15 protein-coding genes are annotated in these 18,272 nt (G+C 45.3%); 9 read left to right on the forward strand and 6 right to left on the reverse strand.

The annotated features are described in order from the left end of the window. Positions 1–141: 141 nt before the first annotated feature. Together DYD21_RS18730 and DYD21_RS18735 are read right to left on the reverse strand one after the other, a co-directional pair. Complete coding sequence (locus DYD21_RS18730; protein WP_116038547.1) at positions 142–1,734, reverse strand: DUF748 domain-containing protein; 1,593 nt, start codon at positions 1,732–1,734, stop codon at positions 142–144. A 287-nt stretch (positions 1,735–2,021) separates the two neighbouring features. Then, complete coding sequence (locus DYD21_RS18735) at positions 2,022–3,221, reverse strand: PQQ-dependent sugar dehydrogenase (protein ID WP_199535607.1); 1,200 nt, start codon at positions 3,219–3,221, stop codon at positions 2,022–2,024. 1,269 nt (positions 3,222–4,490) lie between these two features. On the opposite strand from DYD21_RS18735, the gene DYD21_RS18745 reads away from it, so the two are divergent. Both DYD21_RS18745 and DYD21_RS18750 read left to right on the forward strand, forming a co-directional pair. After that, on the forward strand, positions 4,491–7,613 hold the full coding sequence (locus tag DYD21_RS18745; protein ID WP_158607373.1) for a SusC/RagA family TonB-linked outer membrane protein: 3,123 nt from the start codon (positions 4,491–4,493) through the stop codon (positions 7,611–7,613). Positions 7,614–7,638: 25 nt separating this feature from the next. Continuing rightward, positions 7,639–9,039, forward strand: coding sequence for a SusD/RagB family nutrient-binding outer membrane lipoprotein (locus tag DYD21_RS18750; RefSeq protein WP_116038550.1), 1,401 nt, complete (start codon positions 7,639–7,641; stop codon positions 9,037–9,039). A gap of 116 nt (positions 9,040–9,155) precedes the next feature. Here DYD21_RS18750 and DYD21_RS18755 read toward each other — a convergent pair whose 3' ends face one another. Continuing rightward, the gene (locus tag DYD21_RS18755; RefSeq protein WP_116038551.1) at positions 9,156–9,974 is read right to left on the reverse strand and encodes a hypothetical protein; all 819 of its coding nucleotides are present in this window, start codon (positions 9,972–9,974) and stop codon (positions 9,156–9,158) included. Between the two features lie 141 nt (positions 9,975–10,115). Between DYD21_RS18755 and DYD21_RS18760 the strand changes: the two genes are divergently transcribed. Next, the gene (locus DYD21_RS18760) at positions 10,116–10,331 is read left to right on the forward strand and encodes a DUF3185 family protein (RefSeq protein ID WP_116038552.1); all 216 of its coding nucleotides are present in this window, start codon (positions 10,116–10,118) and stop codon (positions 10,329–10,331) included. Positions 10,332–10,345: 14 nt separating this feature from the next. On the opposite strand, the gene DYD21_RS18765 is transcribed toward DYD21_RS18760, so the two are convergent. Continuing rightward, positions 10,346–10,717: a DUF971 domain-containing protein gene (locus tag DYD21_RS18765; RefSeq protein WP_233505585.1), complete on the reverse strand. Its 372-nt coding sequence runs from the start codon at positions 10,715–10,717 to the stop codon at positions 10,346–10,348. 44 nt (positions 10,718–10,761) lie between these two features. Between DYD21_RS18765 and DYD21_RS18770 the strand changes: the two genes are divergently transcribed. Continuing rightward, on the forward strand, positions 10,762–11,478 hold the full coding sequence (locus DYD21_RS18770; RefSeq protein WP_116038554.1) for a hypothetical protein: 717 nt from the start codon (positions 10,762–10,764) through the stop codon (positions 11,476–11,478). Here DYD21_RS18770 and DYD21_RS18775 read toward each other — a convergent pair. Then, positions 11,475–11,906 (reverse strand): CoA-binding protein, encoded by a 432-nt coding sequence (locus DYD21_RS18775; RefSeq protein WP_116038555.1) that lies wholly within the window; start codon positions 11,904–11,906, stop codon positions 11,475–11,477. The two genes, DYD21_RS18770 and DYD21_RS18775, sit on opposite strands and share 4 nt — an antisense overlap. A 74-nt stretch (positions 11,907–11,980) precedes the next feature. Between DYD21_RS18775 and DYD21_RS18780 the strand changes: the two genes are divergently transcribed. Further along, positions 11,981–12,412 carry a peptidylprolyl isomerase gene (locus DYD21_RS18780; RefSeq protein ID WP_116038556.1) on the forward strand — a complete coding sequence of 144 codons (432 nt, stop codon included), beginning with the start codon at positions 11,981–11,983 and terminating at the stop codon, positions 12,410–12,412. 105 nt (positions 12,413–12,517) lie between these two features. Beyond that, positions 12,518–13,672, forward strand: a complete 1,155-nt coding sequence (locus DYD21_RS18785) for a class I SAM-dependent RNA methyltransferase (protein ID WP_116038557.1) — start codon at positions 12,518–12,520, stop codon at positions 13,670–13,672. 18 nt (positions 13,673–13,690) lie between these two features. On the opposite strand, the gene DYD21_RS18790 is transcribed toward DYD21_RS18785, so the two are convergent. Continuing rightward, positions 13,691–14,428 carry a porin family protein gene (locus DYD21_RS18790; protein WP_116038558.1) on the reverse strand — a complete coding sequence of 246 codons (738 nt, stop codon included), beginning with the start codon at positions 14,426–14,428 and terminating at the stop codon, positions 13,691–13,693. Positions 14,429–14,754: 326 nt separating this feature from the next. Here DYD21_RS18790 and DYD21_RS18795 point away from each other — a divergent pair, with 326 nt between their 5' ends. Genes DYD21_RS18795 through DYD21_RS18805 form a run of 3 tightly spaced genes read left to right on the forward strand, consistent with a single transcriptional unit; the run spans position 14,755 to position 17,452 of the window. Then, positions 14,755–15,222 (forward strand): DoxX family protein, encoded by a 468-nt coding sequence (locus tag DYD21_RS18795; protein WP_116038559.1) that lies wholly within the window; start codon positions 14,755–14,757, stop codon positions 15,220–15,222. A gap of 30 nt (positions 15,223–15,252) precedes the next feature. Further along, positions 15,253–16,542, forward strand: coding sequence for an APC family permease (locus DYD21_RS18800; RefSeq protein ID WP_199535608.1), 1,290 nt, complete (start codon positions 15,253–15,255; stop codon positions 16,540–16,542). Positions 16,543–16,591: 49 nt separating this feature from the next. After that, complete coding sequence (locus DYD21_RS18805; RefSeq protein WP_116038560.1) at positions 16,592–17,452, forward strand: hypothetical protein; 861 nt, start codon at positions 16,592–16,594, stop codon at positions 17,450–17,452. Positions 17,453–18,272: the final 820 nt, after the last annotated feature.

Below are 18,272 nucleotides of genomic sequence, written 5' to 3' on the forward strand. Positions count from 1 at the left end.
ACGTCAGCATATTTTACAGGTTACGATGGGTAGTATTAACCCGAAAGTACTACTATTGATCCGTGATCAAAATTTCATCACGCCGGAGGTTGTGAAGACCGCTACCGGTATGATATAATCTAACGTGTTAAGAGTACCTTCTCAAAATCTTTGAACTGTTGATTTTATGCCATCTCTTAAAGATTTCCACCAATAATTGAACATCGAGCGATCTTCTTCCCGGTCAAAGTCTATTTCCCCGATTCGGGGTTCATCTCCATCGTTTGATGAGCGGATTGCGACAAGGTTGGCCACAAAACTCATAATATTGTCACTGGTCGACTCTTCAAGTGTCTCTTCATCGAGTATCTTAATGGATAAGTCCTGATATATCGCCTCGATCTCCCCTGTGGATTTCTCGTCATCTGCCGTAAATTCAAACTCAAGCGAACTGAGCTGCCCGTCGTCGATCCGGACAAATGCCAGGGGTTCCAGTACCGGGTTTAACTCTTTCAGATCAATCTGCTCAAGTTTTCCCCTGATATTCTGTCTGCCGTTGTTTGCAAGAAAAAACTCAAAATCTACCGTTAATGTTGATATACCCAGGAATTCGGATCTGGCAGATGCCTGTATGGTTTGTTCCGGGTTTCTGTTCTGAATCCCGGCAAACTCAATATCCACGTCTTCAAATCGTATTTCGCCAAACGAATCCTGACCTTCCTCCATCTCCCGGTAAAGAATCATCCCCCCTTTCCAGTTAATTGAGTCCAGAGACACGGCAAACGGAAAATCTGCAAACTGTACGTTCAGCAGCGGATCTACAGTACGCGGTTTATCGGGGAAATTTTTATCGCGGGAAATATCCAGGATAAGGTTTTCAACATCTAAAACGTCTGCGATCAGCTCGTTACTGTCCAGCCATTCAGCTGCCCGGAAACCGCGAAGCTGAATGTTGTCGGCACGAATGTCAAAATGATCGGTTTCGTGTCCCAGCCGTTCCGGGAGTTCATGTGGAGAATATTCGGGAATTACTGCGAAGCTGTTTACTGTGAAATTGCCCGGATTCAGATCAAAATGCGGGTTTTCTGCCTCCACACGGTAATGGCCATCCGAAAGCCGGTGCACGATTTTACGGGCGCTGATCTCTGCACTTCCAATTAACTGGTTCAGTTGGTGAGTTTCAGCCGAGAGATCGAGTGAGGAGAGCTGCAGGTTCAAACTGTCAACGGTTGTGTGCGCTTCACTTTCTCCTCCGCGGTAAATATTAATGTTGGTATTTTCGATTGTAATCGATCTGATTTTCAGGTCCTCATCTGCATCATCATTCGTATCGCCAAAAAGACCCGCCATTTTATCCGGCACAATATGGAGGTCAGCACCGGAAATCACCAGTGAGCGTAGTGAAATATCGTCACTGCCCAGGAGTGCACCAACCGGAATTCCGGTGACACGCACCCTCTCGATGTTAGAGCGCAGATTTTCGGCATCTTCCCCTGTTCTCTGCAGTGGAATAATTTCGATATCGCTGAGCGTAACCGACAGCGGGAAGTACCCGATAGATAAATCCCCGATTAAAATATCGATATCTGATCCAAGAAATTGATCCGCTTCTTCTTCCACTCGCTCTTTCAGCATCGGTTCTGCATAAAATGCAACCCAGGTGGTGGCTGCTACCAGAACGACCAATAGTGAGATAATCGCAATCCCCCACCGTTTCTGTGATTTGCTGAATGTATTTTTTTTCTCTTCTCTCACTATTTATTCTCCACTTTTTTTGATGGCGTTTCAGGAGTTCGGCTATTATTTTATTATTCATCTGCCAAGCCGCACCTGTACAATCGTAAACTACTCAAGTTAACGATATGTATTTATAAAAAAATATATGTATTCATCAGAGTATTTATTTAAAATTGAATATATCAATACCTGTCAAAAGAAAGGATAATATCTAAATAAATGGTCCCTGACCTATCAATGATATTAAAAATAAAAAGGCTCTCCGGTGTCGAAGAGCCTTAGTACTGAGTATATGCTTCAATTGTTTATTCAGCAGCAGAAACTCTGTAGAGATATCCTTCATCACTGTCTGTAACAACGTAGATGTTGCCATCAGGTCCCTGGCGGACATCCCGTATTCGACCTACTTCACCAAGCAGCAGTTCTTCATCGTGAATCACTTCATTCTCGTACAAAACAAGACGACGAATTCGCTCACTTCTGAGACCACCGGCTAAAAGATTACCTTCCCATGCCGGAAATTGATCGGATGTAACCAGCGCAAGACCAGATGGTGCGTGAGTTGGCAGAAACTCATACACGGGATCTACCATTCCCTCCATGGTACGTGCTTCAGCGTCCGGGAACGGGCCTTCTGATCCATAATCGCGGCCGAGCGTTACGACGGGCCATCCGTAATTTTCACCGGCTTGATGGTAGTTGAGCTCATCGCCCCCGCGCGGGCCATGTTCTGTAGACCAGATTTCATCTGTTTCTTGATTGACGATCAGCCCCTGAATATTTCTGTGGCCGTAAGTGTAGATTTCATTAGCTACATCGGGATCATTAACGAAAGGATTGTCATCCGGAACCGATCCGTCGTCATTCAGCCGCAGCAGGGTTCCCGCATGATCGTCAGTGGCTTGTGCTCTTGGCGGATCTGCACCCCGGTCACCGACACTCATCAGCAACGTACCGTCGTTGTGCCAGACCAGTCTTGAACCGTAGTGTCTGCCCGGAGAAGAGTACCGGTTTTGAACAAATATCTCTTCCATGTCTACGAATGAATTGTTTTCATCCAAACGACCGCGGACAAGAGTGGTAGCTGTTTCATCGCTTCCATTCGATTTGGAATAGGTCAGATAGATCCAGCCATTTTCTTCATAATCCGGATGGGGTAAAACGTCCATCATTCCACCCTGCCCTGAGGCGTGGACTTCCGGAGTTCCCTCAACGGTCGTTAACTCTCCGTTTTCCACGATCACCAACCGGCCGGGACGTTCAGTGACGAGCATTCGGTCATCAGACAGAAATGCAACAGACCATGGATGTTCAAAGGGGCCTGCAATACGGTCAAGCTCCATCTCCACGTATTGAGAGCCAAGTGTGCGTGTTTCAAATTCATCATTTTCACCATTGGAATTGTAGGCATCAGATTGCATTTCGCTATCAGGGCTGCATGCAGCGAAAAAGAATACCAACAGCGTTATTAACGCGATAGATAATCGGTTAAATGTAATATTCATAAGCTTGGGTTTGGTTAAAATTTAATTGAGCAAAACAGAATGTTCAGAATTGTAACACCAATCGCATTGAAATCGTGCAATTTATGAGCTTCATTTTTAAATCATATTAACTCAAATGTTAAGTTCGAATATGTGAATGCAAATATGCAGAAGTGTTTTCACATTCAAAAGTAAAAAGAAATTAGTGAGTTAATCTTCAGCTGCTCAAACAGGACGATAAAAAAATCATCCTCAATGCTGCGATGCTCAGCTCTGAATGTCATTTCCTGTCTGTTATTCAGTGACAACAGATATTACATTTCAGTCGGATATTAAACATGAGCTGCTCCCTGTAAAGCATCCACGCAAAGTGCCTAATCGAATGCTTTTTTGAGAAATTTTAAGCGCAAAAATCAGTGATTTCGGAAAAATTTTTACAAATTTAAACCGGATACCCCTTCCATTTTTGAGAGTCAATGCTTCAATCTTGAGTCCGCACAAAAAACACGGGTGCAATTTAAATTCGATTGCATTTGCAGCTAAATAAGCAATAAGAAACTCTCCCGGAACAAGTCTTCAATCTTCATTTACCTTTTTTTACTTTTGTTTGCTAATGTTTTGACTTGCTGACAGAGCTGTAAGAAAAAATCAAAAAATGAATTTTTAATTATATTAGACAATCAATTTTAAATATATACCTAATCACGACTTTCTGCAGTACTTTTCAGCCATAGTTTCAGTCTTTTACAACGATGAATTGTATGCTGAAACAGCACCCTGATACTAAAAGTTTAAATATGTGTGTTTTAGTGGTTTATATTTTAAAAAAACTCAATCGGTTCATCTTGGGCAAAACAATATCGGGACAGGTATTCACCATAAATAAATTAAAAATTAGTAAATCAATAGTTGATCATTCGAAGCTTAAAAAAAAAGTCAATTTCATTTAATAAAAGTATTCGAAAACATTCACAATTGAATAAAGCAATGAATCCGTTAAATGAAAGTATATTTAGTCCAAATATATTCTCTTAAAGTATTCAGCGAGCCGAATGTAAAATAAATTAAATTGCAATATTATTGTACAATATCGGCTTATCAGAGGGGAGTGCATACCCACTTTTAATTTCAATTTACAGTTCTGAATACCAGTCAGGTAATAGTATACCGTATCGTTCAACTATCCTTTCGAATACATGCGGTAATCAGTAGATTTTAGATATGTTTACGGATATGGATTTATCCGTTTTTTCTTTTATAAAAATCATTCAACAATTAAATCATTCAACTATGCTTAAAAGGGCGATACTTATTCTCATCAGTATGGCTTTTGCATTTTCAGCTGCTGCACAACAGACCGTTACGGGTGTTGTGACCGATGCTGAAACTGAGGAGCCTTTAATAGGAGTAACAGTCATGGTAGTGGGAACCACTATCGGAGCGACCACAAATATCGATGGACAGTACCAGATCAATGTTCCTGAAGATCGAAATACACTCGAATTTTCATTTGTGGGTTTTCAAACCGTAACTGAAGACGTCGACGGTAGAAGTGAAATTAATGTTCAGTTAAGTGAGGATCTGCAGCTTCTCGATGATGTTGTTGTGACAGCACTTGGACGAGAAAGAGACCGAAGATCTCTTTCGTATACCATCCAGAGTGTTGGAGCGGAAGATATCAGGGAAAGCGGAGGCCGGGATGTAATATCCAGCCTGCAGGGAAGAGTTGCCGGACTTGAAGTTACCCCCGGCAGCGGAGTACCCGGAGCGTCTTCTGCGATTCGTATCCGTGGAGCAAATTCATTTGACGGGAATAATGCCCCGCTTTTTGTTATTGACGGAATTCCTGTTTCATCAGGAGCAGTGGATGGAGGTAACGTATCCGGTGTGGATGCCCCCAACAGAATTATGGATATAAATCCTAACGACATTGAGTCTATTAATGTATTGAAAGGCTCCTCTGCAGCTGTACTCTACGGTACGAGAGCTTCAAACGGAGCTATAATTATCACTACCAGGGGCGGCGGAACTGCGGAAGAAAGCCAGGTTTCCGTAGACTTTTCATCCAGCGTTGGATTTGATATGGTCTCCAGAACTCCGGATCTCCAAAGCACTTACGCACAGGGTTCCGGCGGTAACTATCAAAGTTTTGGTTCATTCTCCTGGGGACCCAGAATTTCTGATCTCCCGGATATGATTGAAGATCCGAGAGGTGAAATGGTACAGGCTCCATCCGAAGCCATCGATAACGTATCCCCTTTCTTTCAAACCGGGATTACAACCGATAACAGCATTAGTCTGCGCGGTGCAAACCCAAATGGCAACTATAATATTGGTTTAAGCTTTGTGGATCAGGAAGGAATGATACCAACAACCGGGATGCAGAGAGCTACCTTCCGTTTGGGTGGTGAATATGTGATGTCTGATCAGTTCAGAATTGGCGGCCGGATGAACTACTCTAATACCTCTGTGGATCAGATCCGACAAGGAAGTGACCTTTCAAATCCGCTGTTTACATTGTACTGGGCTCCGCGATCCTTTGATCTGTGGAACACACCTTTTGCCGAAGAGGATGATCCCTACTCGCAAATCAATTACAGAGGCGCTATGGATAACCCGCGATGGTCTCTGGAAAACAACGAAAATACGGATGACACCGACCGGATATTCGGTAATGTATTTTTTAATTACGACCCGGTTGACTGGCTGAATATCAACTACCGTCTGGGTGCCGATTATTTTGATAATCGAAGAAAACAGGTTCTTGATCTCGGTTCTGGTGCAACCGGTGGTGCAGGCCAGATTTTTGAATTCGACCGATACCGGTCTGAAGTCACATCATACCTTAATGTGGAAGCCACAAGGCAGCTCAACCCGGATCTGCGTATTCGCGCACTTATTGGTAACGAGATTAATCACTTCGAGCAAAAAACCACTCAAATTACCGGAAGTGGTTTAAGCATCGGTGGTTTTAGAAATCTATCCAATGCTGCCTCAGTAAATGCTTCTGAGACAAGCTTAAGAAGCTTGATAGTTGGTCTCTACGGAGATGTTGAGCTAAATTATCAGAACTGGGCGTTCTTAAATTTATCTGCCCGTAATGACTGGGCCTCAACCCTGCCGGTGGATAACAATTCATTTTTCTACCCATCTGTAGGTGGTACACTTGTCTTTACAGAAGTTCTTGACCTTGATGATACTATTTTATCATACGGTAGCCTGAAAGCTTCCTGGGCACAGGTTGGACAGGCAGCACCGATTTACGGTACCTCCGCATCCTACGGCACATTTAATGCGGGCAGCGGATTTCTTTCCGACGGGATCACCTTTCCATTCCAGGGAGTGACCGGTCTGGGGCTTAGTAACCAGATTCCCGGCGCAAATCTTCAGCCTCAAAACAGTACGTCCATTGAACTGGGAACGGAGCTCTCGTTCTTTGATGAGCGCGTAAATCTTGAGTACACGTGGTATAATGAAGATGCCACAGATCAGATATTCGCTGTTCCAACCGCAGCAAGTTCCGGGTACACAACCGAGTTGAGAAATGCAGGTAACATGCAGAATCGCGGTCATGAAGTGATGCTGAATGTAAATCCAATCCAGACTCAGGCGTTTAACTGGGACGTTACAGCTAACTTTGCCCGTAATAAATCTGAAGTTCTCGAGCTCGCTCCCGGGGTTACAAATATTACACTGGGTGGATTTGTTGATCCGAATATCCGTGCTATCGAAGGTCAGTCCTATCCGATTATATTCGGCTCATCCTATGTCCGTGATGATGATGGCAACATTGTTTATAACAGTGATGAAGAGAGCGCCAATTACGGATTTGCACTTATCGATTCCGATTTAGGATCGGTTGGTGATGTAAGCCCTGACTGGACAGGAAGCCTCACAAACAGGTTTAATTACCGAAATATCGGGCTCTCAGTCATGCTCGACATCCGCCAGGGCGGAAAAATGTATGCCGGAAATACACGGTTGCAGAAGCTATATGGCATGGATGCAGTAACAGAAGATCGTGAAACACCAACCGTTCCAAGCGGATCTAAAGGTTTCATAAACGACGATGGCGATCTTGTGGTGGAAGGCCCCAACGATATTGAGATTTTGAAAGGCCAGGAGTATTGGCTGCATGAAGATCTCATTACAGAGTCTAATGTATATGATACGTCATTCATCCGCCTCCGACAGATCACGGTATCGTACAATCTGACAAGCGACCAGGCAGACTGGATGCCGGTCAATTCAGCAGAATTCTACTTCACAGGAAGAAATCTCTTGCTGTTTACCGACTATCCAAGTTTTGATCCTGAAACCAATCTTGGCGGCGACTCTAACTTCCAGGGCCTTGAGTATGTGAACCTGCCTGGAAGCAGAAGCCTGATCTTCGGCGTAAGAGTCTCAATTTAAACCATTTATTTAAATCATATTGATTATGAAATTCATTAAATATATATCCATAATAGCTGTGGTCAGCTTGCTATTTGCAGGCTGCGACGACACGATGCTGGATTATAACGAAGACCCGAATAATCCAACGCAAGCTCCCAATAGCACCTTATTACCAACGGCTATGATGAGCACGGTTGTGAACCTATCAGGAACAGATCCATCCTGGATTTCCTCTGTCTGGGTTCAGCATACAGCAGGCGTTCATGCACAACTCCGAGATTATGACCGCCTGAATGATCTGGATGCCGCACTGGTAAACAATAACTGGAACAACCTCTATCCTACTATCTTTCAAAATCTCAATATCATTATTGAGCAGGGTGAAGAGGAAGGAAACAATAATTACGTTGGAATTGCTAAAATAGTGAAGGCGTACGCCGCAACATACGCTACTGATATGTGGGGAGATATTCCTTTCAGCGAAAGTAACCAGGGAGAAGAAAACCTGACACCAACGTACGATAGCCAGCAGGAAGTGTACGAACAAGCGCTTCAGCTCCTCCAGGAGGGGCGGGATGCCTTGATGGCAGAAACGGTTGGAACGGCCGGTTCCAACGACCTGATCTATGGCGGAGATGCGGCTTCATGGATTACGGCAGCCTACTCTTTGGAAGCCAAGATTCATAATCGGTGGAGTAATGTTGATCCCGCAGGTTCTGCAGAGCGAGTGCTTACAGCAGCTGAAAACGGATTTCAATCGTCCGACGAAGATCTGACATTTACCAGATTCGGAACAGGATCTACGGAGCAACACCCATGGTTCCAGGAAGCCGCAGACCGTGGCCACCACGCATTCAGTGAGTCTATGTTTGATGCCATGGACCCTGTGGATGATCCAAGGTTAAGCGTGTTTGCTGTTGAAAGAGATGGCGAAATCGTGCCGGCACCCAATGCGACAGCTGAGCAGGATCAATTTGCCAGCTCTATTTACTCCGGGCTCTCAGACGAGATTGTCTCGGCAACAGCTCCGCAGCAGCTCATGACCTACAGTGAACTGCTCTTTGTGGAAGCGGAAGCACACCTCCGGCTTGGTAATGAGGCTGATGCACATACTGCCTATGAAGAGGCGATCCGAACATCTATGGCCTCACACGGTATTGAAGAAGCTGAAGTTGACGCCTTTCTCGCCCAGGAAGATGTACTACCGGCAAACCCGGGGGATCTCGAGCTGGATCACATCATGACCCAGAAGTGGATCTCACTCTTCCCGTTTCAGGCACTTGAGGCGTATACTGATTTCCGAAGAACCGGATACCCGGAACTCACTAATCCTGCTGGACAAATACCGAATAGATTCCCTTATCCACAGAATGAAATCGATAATAACCGGGATAATATTCCGGATGTCAATATCAACACACCCGTTTGGTTTCAGGGACAATAGTGAAGAAACCTGAGAATCTGAACCCGATGTAAAACCGGGTATTGATTGAAAAGAAAAGGCTGGAATGTTCATTCATTCCAGCCTTTTTTTATTTAGACACGAACCGCTCCGGTCAACTACCGGTTCACCTTCACATCAACCACTTCCATGATGGTTGAGCTCGCCATACCCGATTCCAGCATCTGTTCAAACTGCTCCATCTGCCCTGACATCTGCTCCCGGATCATGTTCCGCTGAGCCTCCGGCATCGACTCCATTTGCTCCTCAAACTCGCGCATCGCCTGCCTCGCTTCAGCTAAATCTTCGTCACTCATCATCTGATCCATTCCTTCAATTTTCATCGTCATCCGATGGGCAACCGGCAGCCCGGAGTAGATATTATAATCCTCCATAGCCATTTCAACTTTCATGCCGCTGCCATCTTCTTTCTGTTCGTACAGCATTTTTAGCACGTAGAGTTCATCGCGATCAATCCAGAGTGTCCCTTTTTCTATTTCGAGCTCCATCCCTTCATCATCAAATTCATCTTCTCCGAGTGAATTCAAAAACTCCTGATCTGTAATCACCACTCTGTATGTATTCCGGCCATCCATTCTATCATTCGTCACGGAATCTGCAATGCGGATAACATCCTCAATCGATCCATCATAAATTCCCTCAAACATCTCGGAATCGGCATCGGATCCTTCTTCAAGCACCAGCATCGCCGATCCATTTTCGACTCTTTTCACATACCGGGTAACCGTTTCGTGTTCAAATCCGCCCGCTTCCATTTTTAACGTAATCTCCAACGTCTCAATGTTGGCAAGCCACTGCTGGTTTGCATCATACATCCTGTCTGCCAGCTGCCCGGGGGTTGGCTGTGCTATAGCGAGTGCCGCTCCGGCTGTAAACATCCATGCGGCACCCAGTGCCAAACTCAATACTCTGTTCATACCTGTCCTCTTTAGTGATTTGAATTTTTATATATAATGCGTAAAAACAACGTTGCAGCTATCGCGAACGATCAGTTTATTAAAGTGTGTTTTTGATAGCAGGTTCAGGATAATATATATCTTCTTTTACAGACACCACGGATGAGTCAAAAAAAAATAGTTTCACTCTTTTTTCTTCTGTTTGGGTTCTCTCTGATTTTTGCGGGTGTGCAGGAGTATAAAATCCTCAGCAGCTCTTACAACCCGCTGTTTACCATCACCCCCGACAACGAAATTCGGGGGATGCTGATCGTTGGTATTGCAACAGCGGTATCGGGCTTTGTTGGATTGCTGAGAAAGAAGGTGATTGAGCTGTGAGAATAACTCACAAATTAATTTTGATCCAGCTTTTGAACGGCTTCATCCATCTGTCTCAGAAGCTTCCATCGATACATGCCGGAGTTGTGTCCGTCGTCCCAGCTGATTTTCAGCGCATGATTCCCCACCGTTTCTGCACCTTGAACGGAATATGTTCGCGTGGGCTCAACCCGGAAAAGCTCCGGCTCAAAACGGCCCATCATCTCATGGCCGCCCCGGCACTCCACGCAGGGACAGTTTTTTCTGAGGCCAAAAAGTGAAAACTGACTCACATGGCCATCTGCCCAGGTAATCGATAATTCCTGGTCCGAATTACTGACATCAATCGATTTGGGCTGCACGCTTTTTTCCATTTTATTGATACCTGAATAGTGGTTGCGGTTCATTTGCTGGCATTGTAACATTGCGTACTTAAATATACGATCTGTTTATGTGGATATACATCATCTTTTTGACCATTCTATTTGTTTGCGGTGTGATTGCCGGAGAACGCCCCTGGTTCAGCCTTCGAACGCTCACGCCTGCACGTGTACTTAACTTTGCACTGGTCGTTCTCGTAGTATTTACGATAATGATGACCGCTTTCATCACAGGATTCTTTCCGCAGTCGGCCGCCGCTGTGATGATGGCCGGGCTGTACATTCTGATCGCCGGTTTTTTTGCCGGATACGCGTTTCGGATGTTCCGAATACGAACCGACGGAGGCTCTATTCTTTATCAGCACCGCTCATTTTGGGTGGATCATGCGCCATCTCTTTTTGCGGTCGGCCTGATCATTTACGGCGTGTACCGAACCTCCGTTCTGGGATCACTGCCGGTGACCGGTATCCGGTTTTCCTCCGGATTATCGCTCATTTGCTTCGGAATTTTTGGATGGACACTCAAAGTTGTGCCCGAATTCCGTTCGAAAGGCGTGCTTTTCCTGGATCAGTTCATACCCTGGAAAAGAATACTTTCCTGGCGCTGGCACTCTGAGGATGTTCTACTGGTGGAGTATATCGTGCAGGATGGAGAAAGTGAGAACCGTATCAAGCAGTTTGTTACCTCCATCCCACCCGATGAACATAAAGAAGTTGAGCTCGTTCTCAAATCTAAGATGGAAGAGTATGCCGAAGAACGAAGTGAAGAGCTGATGGGTGACGATTAAGCGCCGGTTTTTCTGTGCTCAACCATCAAGCATCGGTTTTCCACATAATCGAACCCGTTCTCTTCAGCTAGCTGCTTTGCCGCTTGTGTGCTTACGTCCAGCTGGGTCCAGATAACCGGTTTCTGTCCGCTCGATTCACTCCACTCCACAATCTCACGAACCATTTTTTCGGTGTATCGTTTATTTCTGAAAATATCGATCACATCCACATGAACCGATTCAGGAAGATCAAAAATCGTATCGTAGCACACTTCACCGAGCACTTCATCCTCATTGGGATTAACCGGTACCATCGTTAAGCCCGCTTCCTGAATGTACTGTGCGATATGGAAACTTGTGCGGTATGGGTTTGATGAACATCCGATGACAACAACCGTCTTCAGATCGGAAAATACATTTTTAAGAGTGTTGATAATGCAGAAGTCTATTGAAGTTCGATATTTAGCTTAAAAAGCGATATCTTGGTAGTATAATTAAATTACAAAGAAAAACAAGGATCATTTTGTCTAAAGTAAAAGACGGAAATACCGTCAAAGTACATTACACTGGAACATTGAAAGATGGATCTGTTTTTGATTCATCAGTTGAACGTGAGCCGCTCGAGTTTAAAATCGGTGAAGGTCAGCTTATTCCCGGCTTTGAGAAAGCCGTTATCGGCATGGAAGAAGGCGACAAAACAAAAGTAGATATCCCCGTCAAAGAAGCGTATGGCGAGGCGCGTGAAGAGTTAGTCATCAACGTACCTAAAGATCAGTTACCGGATGAAGTTGAACCGGAAATTGGAATGCAGCTTCAGGTTAACCAGCCGGACGGACAGCCCGTACCGGTTCGCGTTGCTGAAATCTCTGATGATGAACTTACGCTGGATGCAAACCATCCCCTCGCTGGTAAAGATCTCTCTTTTGAGATTGAGCTTGTAGAGATTAAAGCGTAACGCTTCTTTTATTTCACAATTTAAATCCCGGTCTTGATTTCAGATATAATCTGACTCAGCCGGGATTTTTTTATTTCTGCCATACACTCTTTTCGATCCAAAAATATGACTGATTTTTCAACAAAGCGTACGGTTCGCGTAACGTGTCCACTCGGCCTCTCATTAGTTCTTGAAAATGAGCTCAGAGATCTCGGGTTTATGCCCGGCAAAACGGATGAAACCGGCATTGAACTCAAGGCATCCTTAGAAGAGACCATTTCGCTAAACTTCCACCTTCGAACCGCTCACCGGGTGTATGTGCTGGTCGATCAAACCGTGGCCGATACCCCGGATAAACTCACTGAATGGCTGAAAGAGATCCCGTGGGAAGAGTGGATCCCCGCTGATGGATACGTTTCGGTAACGTCGCGCGTAAACCATTCCAAAATTGAAAATTCCCAGTTCGCAAATTTAACCTGTAAAGATGCTGTGGTCGACCGGATGCGGGATCAAAACGGCTTCAGGCCCGACAGCGGTTCCGATCTGAACAAAACGGTGCTTTTTCTCTACTGGACTGATGATGAAGCTCGTATTTTTATGGATACATCGGGCGAATCTCTCTCCCGCCGGAATTACCGAACGGAAAGTGCATCGGCGCCGATGCGGGAGACGCTTGCTGCTGCAATCATTAAAGCGACAGACTGGAAACCGGGTGATCATTTCATCAACCCAATGGCGGGCGGAGGCACACTTGCGATTGAAGCCGCTCTGATAGCCACCAATCGCGCGCCGGCGTCCCTCCGAAACAACTTTGGATTCATGCACATCAAAGGGTTTGATCCGGAAAAGTATCACACGGTCCGCGACGAGGCTAAACAGAACGTGAAAAAAGAGATTTCCGGTGAGATCATCGCTTCAGATATCGATCCTCAGGCAATGGATGCCACCCGTAAAAATGCACAGACAGCCGGTGTTGAGCATCTCATCCGTTTTGAAACCTGCGACGTGGCCGAAACACCCGTACCTGAAGGCCCCGGCGTGATCGTGATGAACCCGCCGTACGGAATCCGACTGGAACCAGGCGAAGATCTCAGGCCGCTTTATAAAAAGATGGGAGATTTTCTGAAGCAGGAAGGTCCCGGCAAGACAGGGTATATTTTTACCGCCAACAGTGCGCTGGCCAAAAAAGTGGGGCTCCGAACCAAGAGCCGAACCACTTTTTTTAATACCACACTGGAGTGCCGGCTGCTGGAGTACGAACTCTACAGTGGCTCAAAATAGTAGAGGATCGCTCCCTTATCAAAATTGATATCCCACTGAAATGATAAATCCGCTGGTCTTCTGGCTGAAGTCAAATCCATCTAAAAAGTCACCGAAGAAATCATCAAACTCACCGTCGAATTCATCGTCAAATTCCTCTTCAAACAGGGAATCATCAAAAATATTTGTGAGTCCGATATCGTAGCGGAGATCTACGGATAAATTTCCAAATTCCGCTCCGGCCCCGATCACGAAACCAAAGTTAAACGATTTGAAAAACTCATCAATATCCTCGTCATCTCCAGAAGATGCACTGGCACTGAGCAGGTATCCGATCGACGGCCCGGCAACCACATAGGGTGAAAAATCACGCTCCAGTGGGATGTTAGCCCGTGCAAGTAATGGCAGATCGAGGTAGTTGAAGGTGAGACTCTCTGAATCACCATTCCCGCCGTCATCAAAGAAATCATCATCTTCGAAAAAATCACCACTGTCGGAACCCCCTTTCTGCACAAAAAGCAGTTCCGGCTGAAATGAGAAAATATCTGTAAGCGGAATCTCAGCAAAAACTCCCGCAGCAAATCCTACTTTGGATCCGGAGGTTTCTGAAACATTGCCAAATCCTCCGAAACTTGCTTCTGTTTCTATTGAATAGAGTGATAATCCTCCGCGAATACCGAATCGCATATCATCCGGGTTAGCACCGTTCTGAGCAATCGTTATCTCTGATGTGAATATTAAAAATATAGCTGTTACCGAAAGAACCCATTTTTTCATCTGTCTGATGTTTGGTTAAGATTGAATGAATGAATTAATAGCGAAAAAATATCGAGAGTTGTGTCATTTAACTGACAAATATATTGTGTCAACCCGGAATATTGACCAAGCTCATTTTTCGCACGCAGCTCACGGAGAAATTTCGAAGCACTGTACGATAGCTCAAAATTGGGCCCCACCTCTTTTAAATAAAACCAATAGTATCAGTGCTTTAAGTTATAAAACAATTGAATTTTTGAATAATCCGGGTTAAGTGAATGTTATTATTGGCATATAAATTTGTTTATCATTGCTCAAAAGATCAATAATCACGATGTTAGCGCATTATGAAGCTTAAACCACTGTTTGTAACAAAACCTGATAAATCGGTAATTCTCATCCGCTTTCTTGTTGGCATAGTGTTTTTTGCTGAAGGCCTGCAAAAGTTTATCTACCCGGAATTGCGGGGAGCAGGCCGGTTTGAATCGATCGGTATCCCTTTCCCGGAATTCTCAGGCTACCTTGTTGGCGGTCTTGAAGTCGTATGCGGCCTTCTTGTGCTGGCAGGTTTTATTACCCGGTTTGCCGTTATTCCGCTAATTGCAATTATGATCACCGCACTTTTTACCACAAAACTGCCAATTCTTCTCGGAACCGGGTTCTGGGGATTTGCTCTGCGCGATCTGGAACATTACGGTTTTCTCAGCATGATGCACGAATCCAGAAACGACCTGGCTATGCTCATCGGTAGCATCTTTCTATGGATAAAAGGCGGCGGCCGTTGGTCCGTTGACATCCATCTCTTTTCTCGATAATCGCTAAATCTTAATCGTAATACCCCACATTTGAAGGAAGAACTACAACGATCCGTAAAAACACCCGGAGCCATTCTGATGGGGCTCGGATCCATTATTGGAACAGGAATATTTGTCAGCATTGCCATTGCCACACAGGTTGCAGGCAACGGCATTATGATTTCAATTGTCATCGCTGCCCTTCTTGCAACACTCAACGGATTGAGCAGCGCACAGCTTGCGGCAGCCCACCCCGTCAGCGGCGGAACCTATGAATATGGCAACCGGTTTTTAGGTTCCTATTTTGGATTTACTGCCGGCTGGATGTTTTTGATCGCCAAATCTGCATCTGCTGCAACAGCTGTACTGGGTTGCGCCGGGTATCTTTTTTATGCATTTGGATTCGGTGGAAGCCACCTGTTTCTTGTGGGATGCGGATTGTTGATACTCCTCGCCATGACCGCATTGGTTTCCGGCGGGATCAGCCGCAGTAATTTTGCAAATAAAGTGATTGTGACGATCACGCTGCTTGGACTTGCTGTTCTGGTAACAGCCGGTTTTTTTGCCAACGGCTTCCCTGTCGAGCCGATACAACTTGCCTTCACAGATACTTCCGGTTCCGCTATTCTCTACGGTGCGGCCCTGATGTTTGTAGCCTACACCGGATATGGACGTATTGCCACACTTGGAGAAGAGGTCGCCGAACCTGAAAAAACCATACCGAAAGCGATTATATCTGCGATGATATTAATCGTGCTGATTTATCTCGCAGTTTCACTTACCGCTCTGCAGGTGATGGGCGCCGAATCGTTTGGCCAGACCGTTGAGGGTGAAGCGGCACCACTTATGATGGTCGCCCAGGCTCTGAGCCTTCCTTTTATCGGGCCGATCATTACCTGCGCCGCGATCACGGCCATGCTGGGAGTTCTGCTCAACCTGCTGCTTGGACTCTCCCGTGTGATGCTGGGCATGGCGCGCCGCAATGATCTTCCCCACGGACTCGCCACCATCAACCGTAAAACGCAAAGTCCATCCGCCGCTGTTTGGGCTACAGGCGGTATCATCGCACTGCTGGTTCTGAGCGGTGATGTGGTCTTCACATGGTCATTCAGTGCGTTTACAGTTCTCATTTATTATTCCATCACAAATCTTTCCGCTTTTGTGATGCCGGCCGAACTTCGTCTCTATCCGAGATTTATTCCTGCTGCCGGACTCTTCGGCTGCCTGTTCCTGGCGTTCTGGATTGAACCCCGCATCTGGCTAAGCGGACTCGCACTGATCGTAATCGGAATTGTATGGCATACGGTTGCGTTAAAGTTCAGAAGTGATCAATCATCCTGATCACCCAAATCCATTACGCTATCGATCCTAAATCAACAATCGTTCACCGATGAAAACCGCAGTAATCTCCGTCTTATTTCTATTTCTTATCTCAGACGCTGTGACCGGACAACAGAACCGCGACCGGCACCTGGATCACCGGGATGATTTTGAAATGGAATCCATTTCGGGTGGCGATTTCAGAACGTATATTCAGAATAACATTCCCGAAAATGATTCGTGGGCCGTGTCGATGCAAACACTCGGTAATTTTCATAACCACATGCACGAAATGATGACCCACATCGCCCGGCACGGTTCGATTGAGCGCGGAGAAGAAGATATTCCGGATTTTGATCTGCGTATCTCAGGCGGTGAGTGGACAGAAATCCGGAAAGGCCTTGAGGCTGAAGGGGACCGATCTGAATGGCGTGAACTGATCCAGATTACGGAAATCATGCACGATCGCGTACATCACGTAATGGCAAAATCTCTGCTTTATGATCACGGGATCAATAACCGCACTGCAGATCCTTCTGACTACCTGAGAACTGAACCGATGGATCCATCTGTTGCAATTCCCGATCCAGCCAACCTTACCTATAGCCATATTTCCCAAAATGAGTTCAGAGAGTTTGTGTGGGATTTAAGCACAGATGAGGAACATAAACACGCAGCCTTTCAGGCGATGGCGATATTTAACCATATGCTCTATGATCTGCTCACACAATGGCACAACATCGGATACGAACACACCGATTCAGAATGCAGGCCTGCTAATGAAGTACCCAGAGTTACATCATCAGATTGGACAGCGTATGCATCACAAATAAGTGGATGCAGCGATGACACCTGGATGGAGCTCATAAAAATATCAGAGCTCATGAAAAACAGAATTCATCATATGATGTATAAAATGACTGCTTTGTAAACATCTTTTTGGTCAATATAGAGTTTATTCTGCAGTGTCTCCCTTTGAGAGGGGGAGCAAATATTCCCGTAACCTGTTTAGCACTCCTGACATTTTAAAGTTGAAAAAGCTCATTCCGAAGCTCCCCTCTCTGGCAAGTCCCGCCAGGGCGCGATAGAGAGGGGACGGGGGTGAGTCAGAAGGACTGGTGACGATGGCAAAGACATAAATCTTAACTTATTTAGGTGCAATTTCTTGGGAAGATAGTTTTCTCACAGCCTCTTGAAAGGCTATGGGGGATAATCTGCTATGCTCACAATAAGGTATAAGATAACAGCCCAAATGTATGCTACAGGTATTGTGGCGAAAATGAGTTTGGTGCAAATCTTCACCGGATGAATTCGCTTCATCCGGTGAATTGTCCGGCCTTTACATTCTCCATCGCATAAGCTAACAGAGTAACATATAGCCCTATCCACTCATCCGATGACGGGAAGTCAGCGGATGAGGCTATTTCCTTAACCCGGCAAATCAAAATTGACTCGGCAACCACTTCGACTATCAAATCTCCGGTTCAGGTCGTCCGTTTTTATCTCTTTTTCGATAATTCACTCCACTCTCTACCACTAAACTCCACAATTCATTAAAAACACTCTCTATTCAACGTAATCACCACTTTTTGGAATTTCTCTGAAAAATAATATGGATTTAGTGAATATTTAATACTTAGTGCTTGACAATTTAGAGCTATATGAGGTACATTGTGGTGAGAAGTGGGAGATTGTGGGGAATTAATTAGCAAGTTCCAAAAACTGCAATCCGCCGTAGAAAAATAGCAATC

It is taken from the genome of Rhodohalobacter sp. SW132 (genome assembly GCF_003390325.1).
Classification (GTDB): domain Bacteria; phylum Bacteroidota; class Rhodothermia; order Balneolales; family Balneolaceae; genus SW132.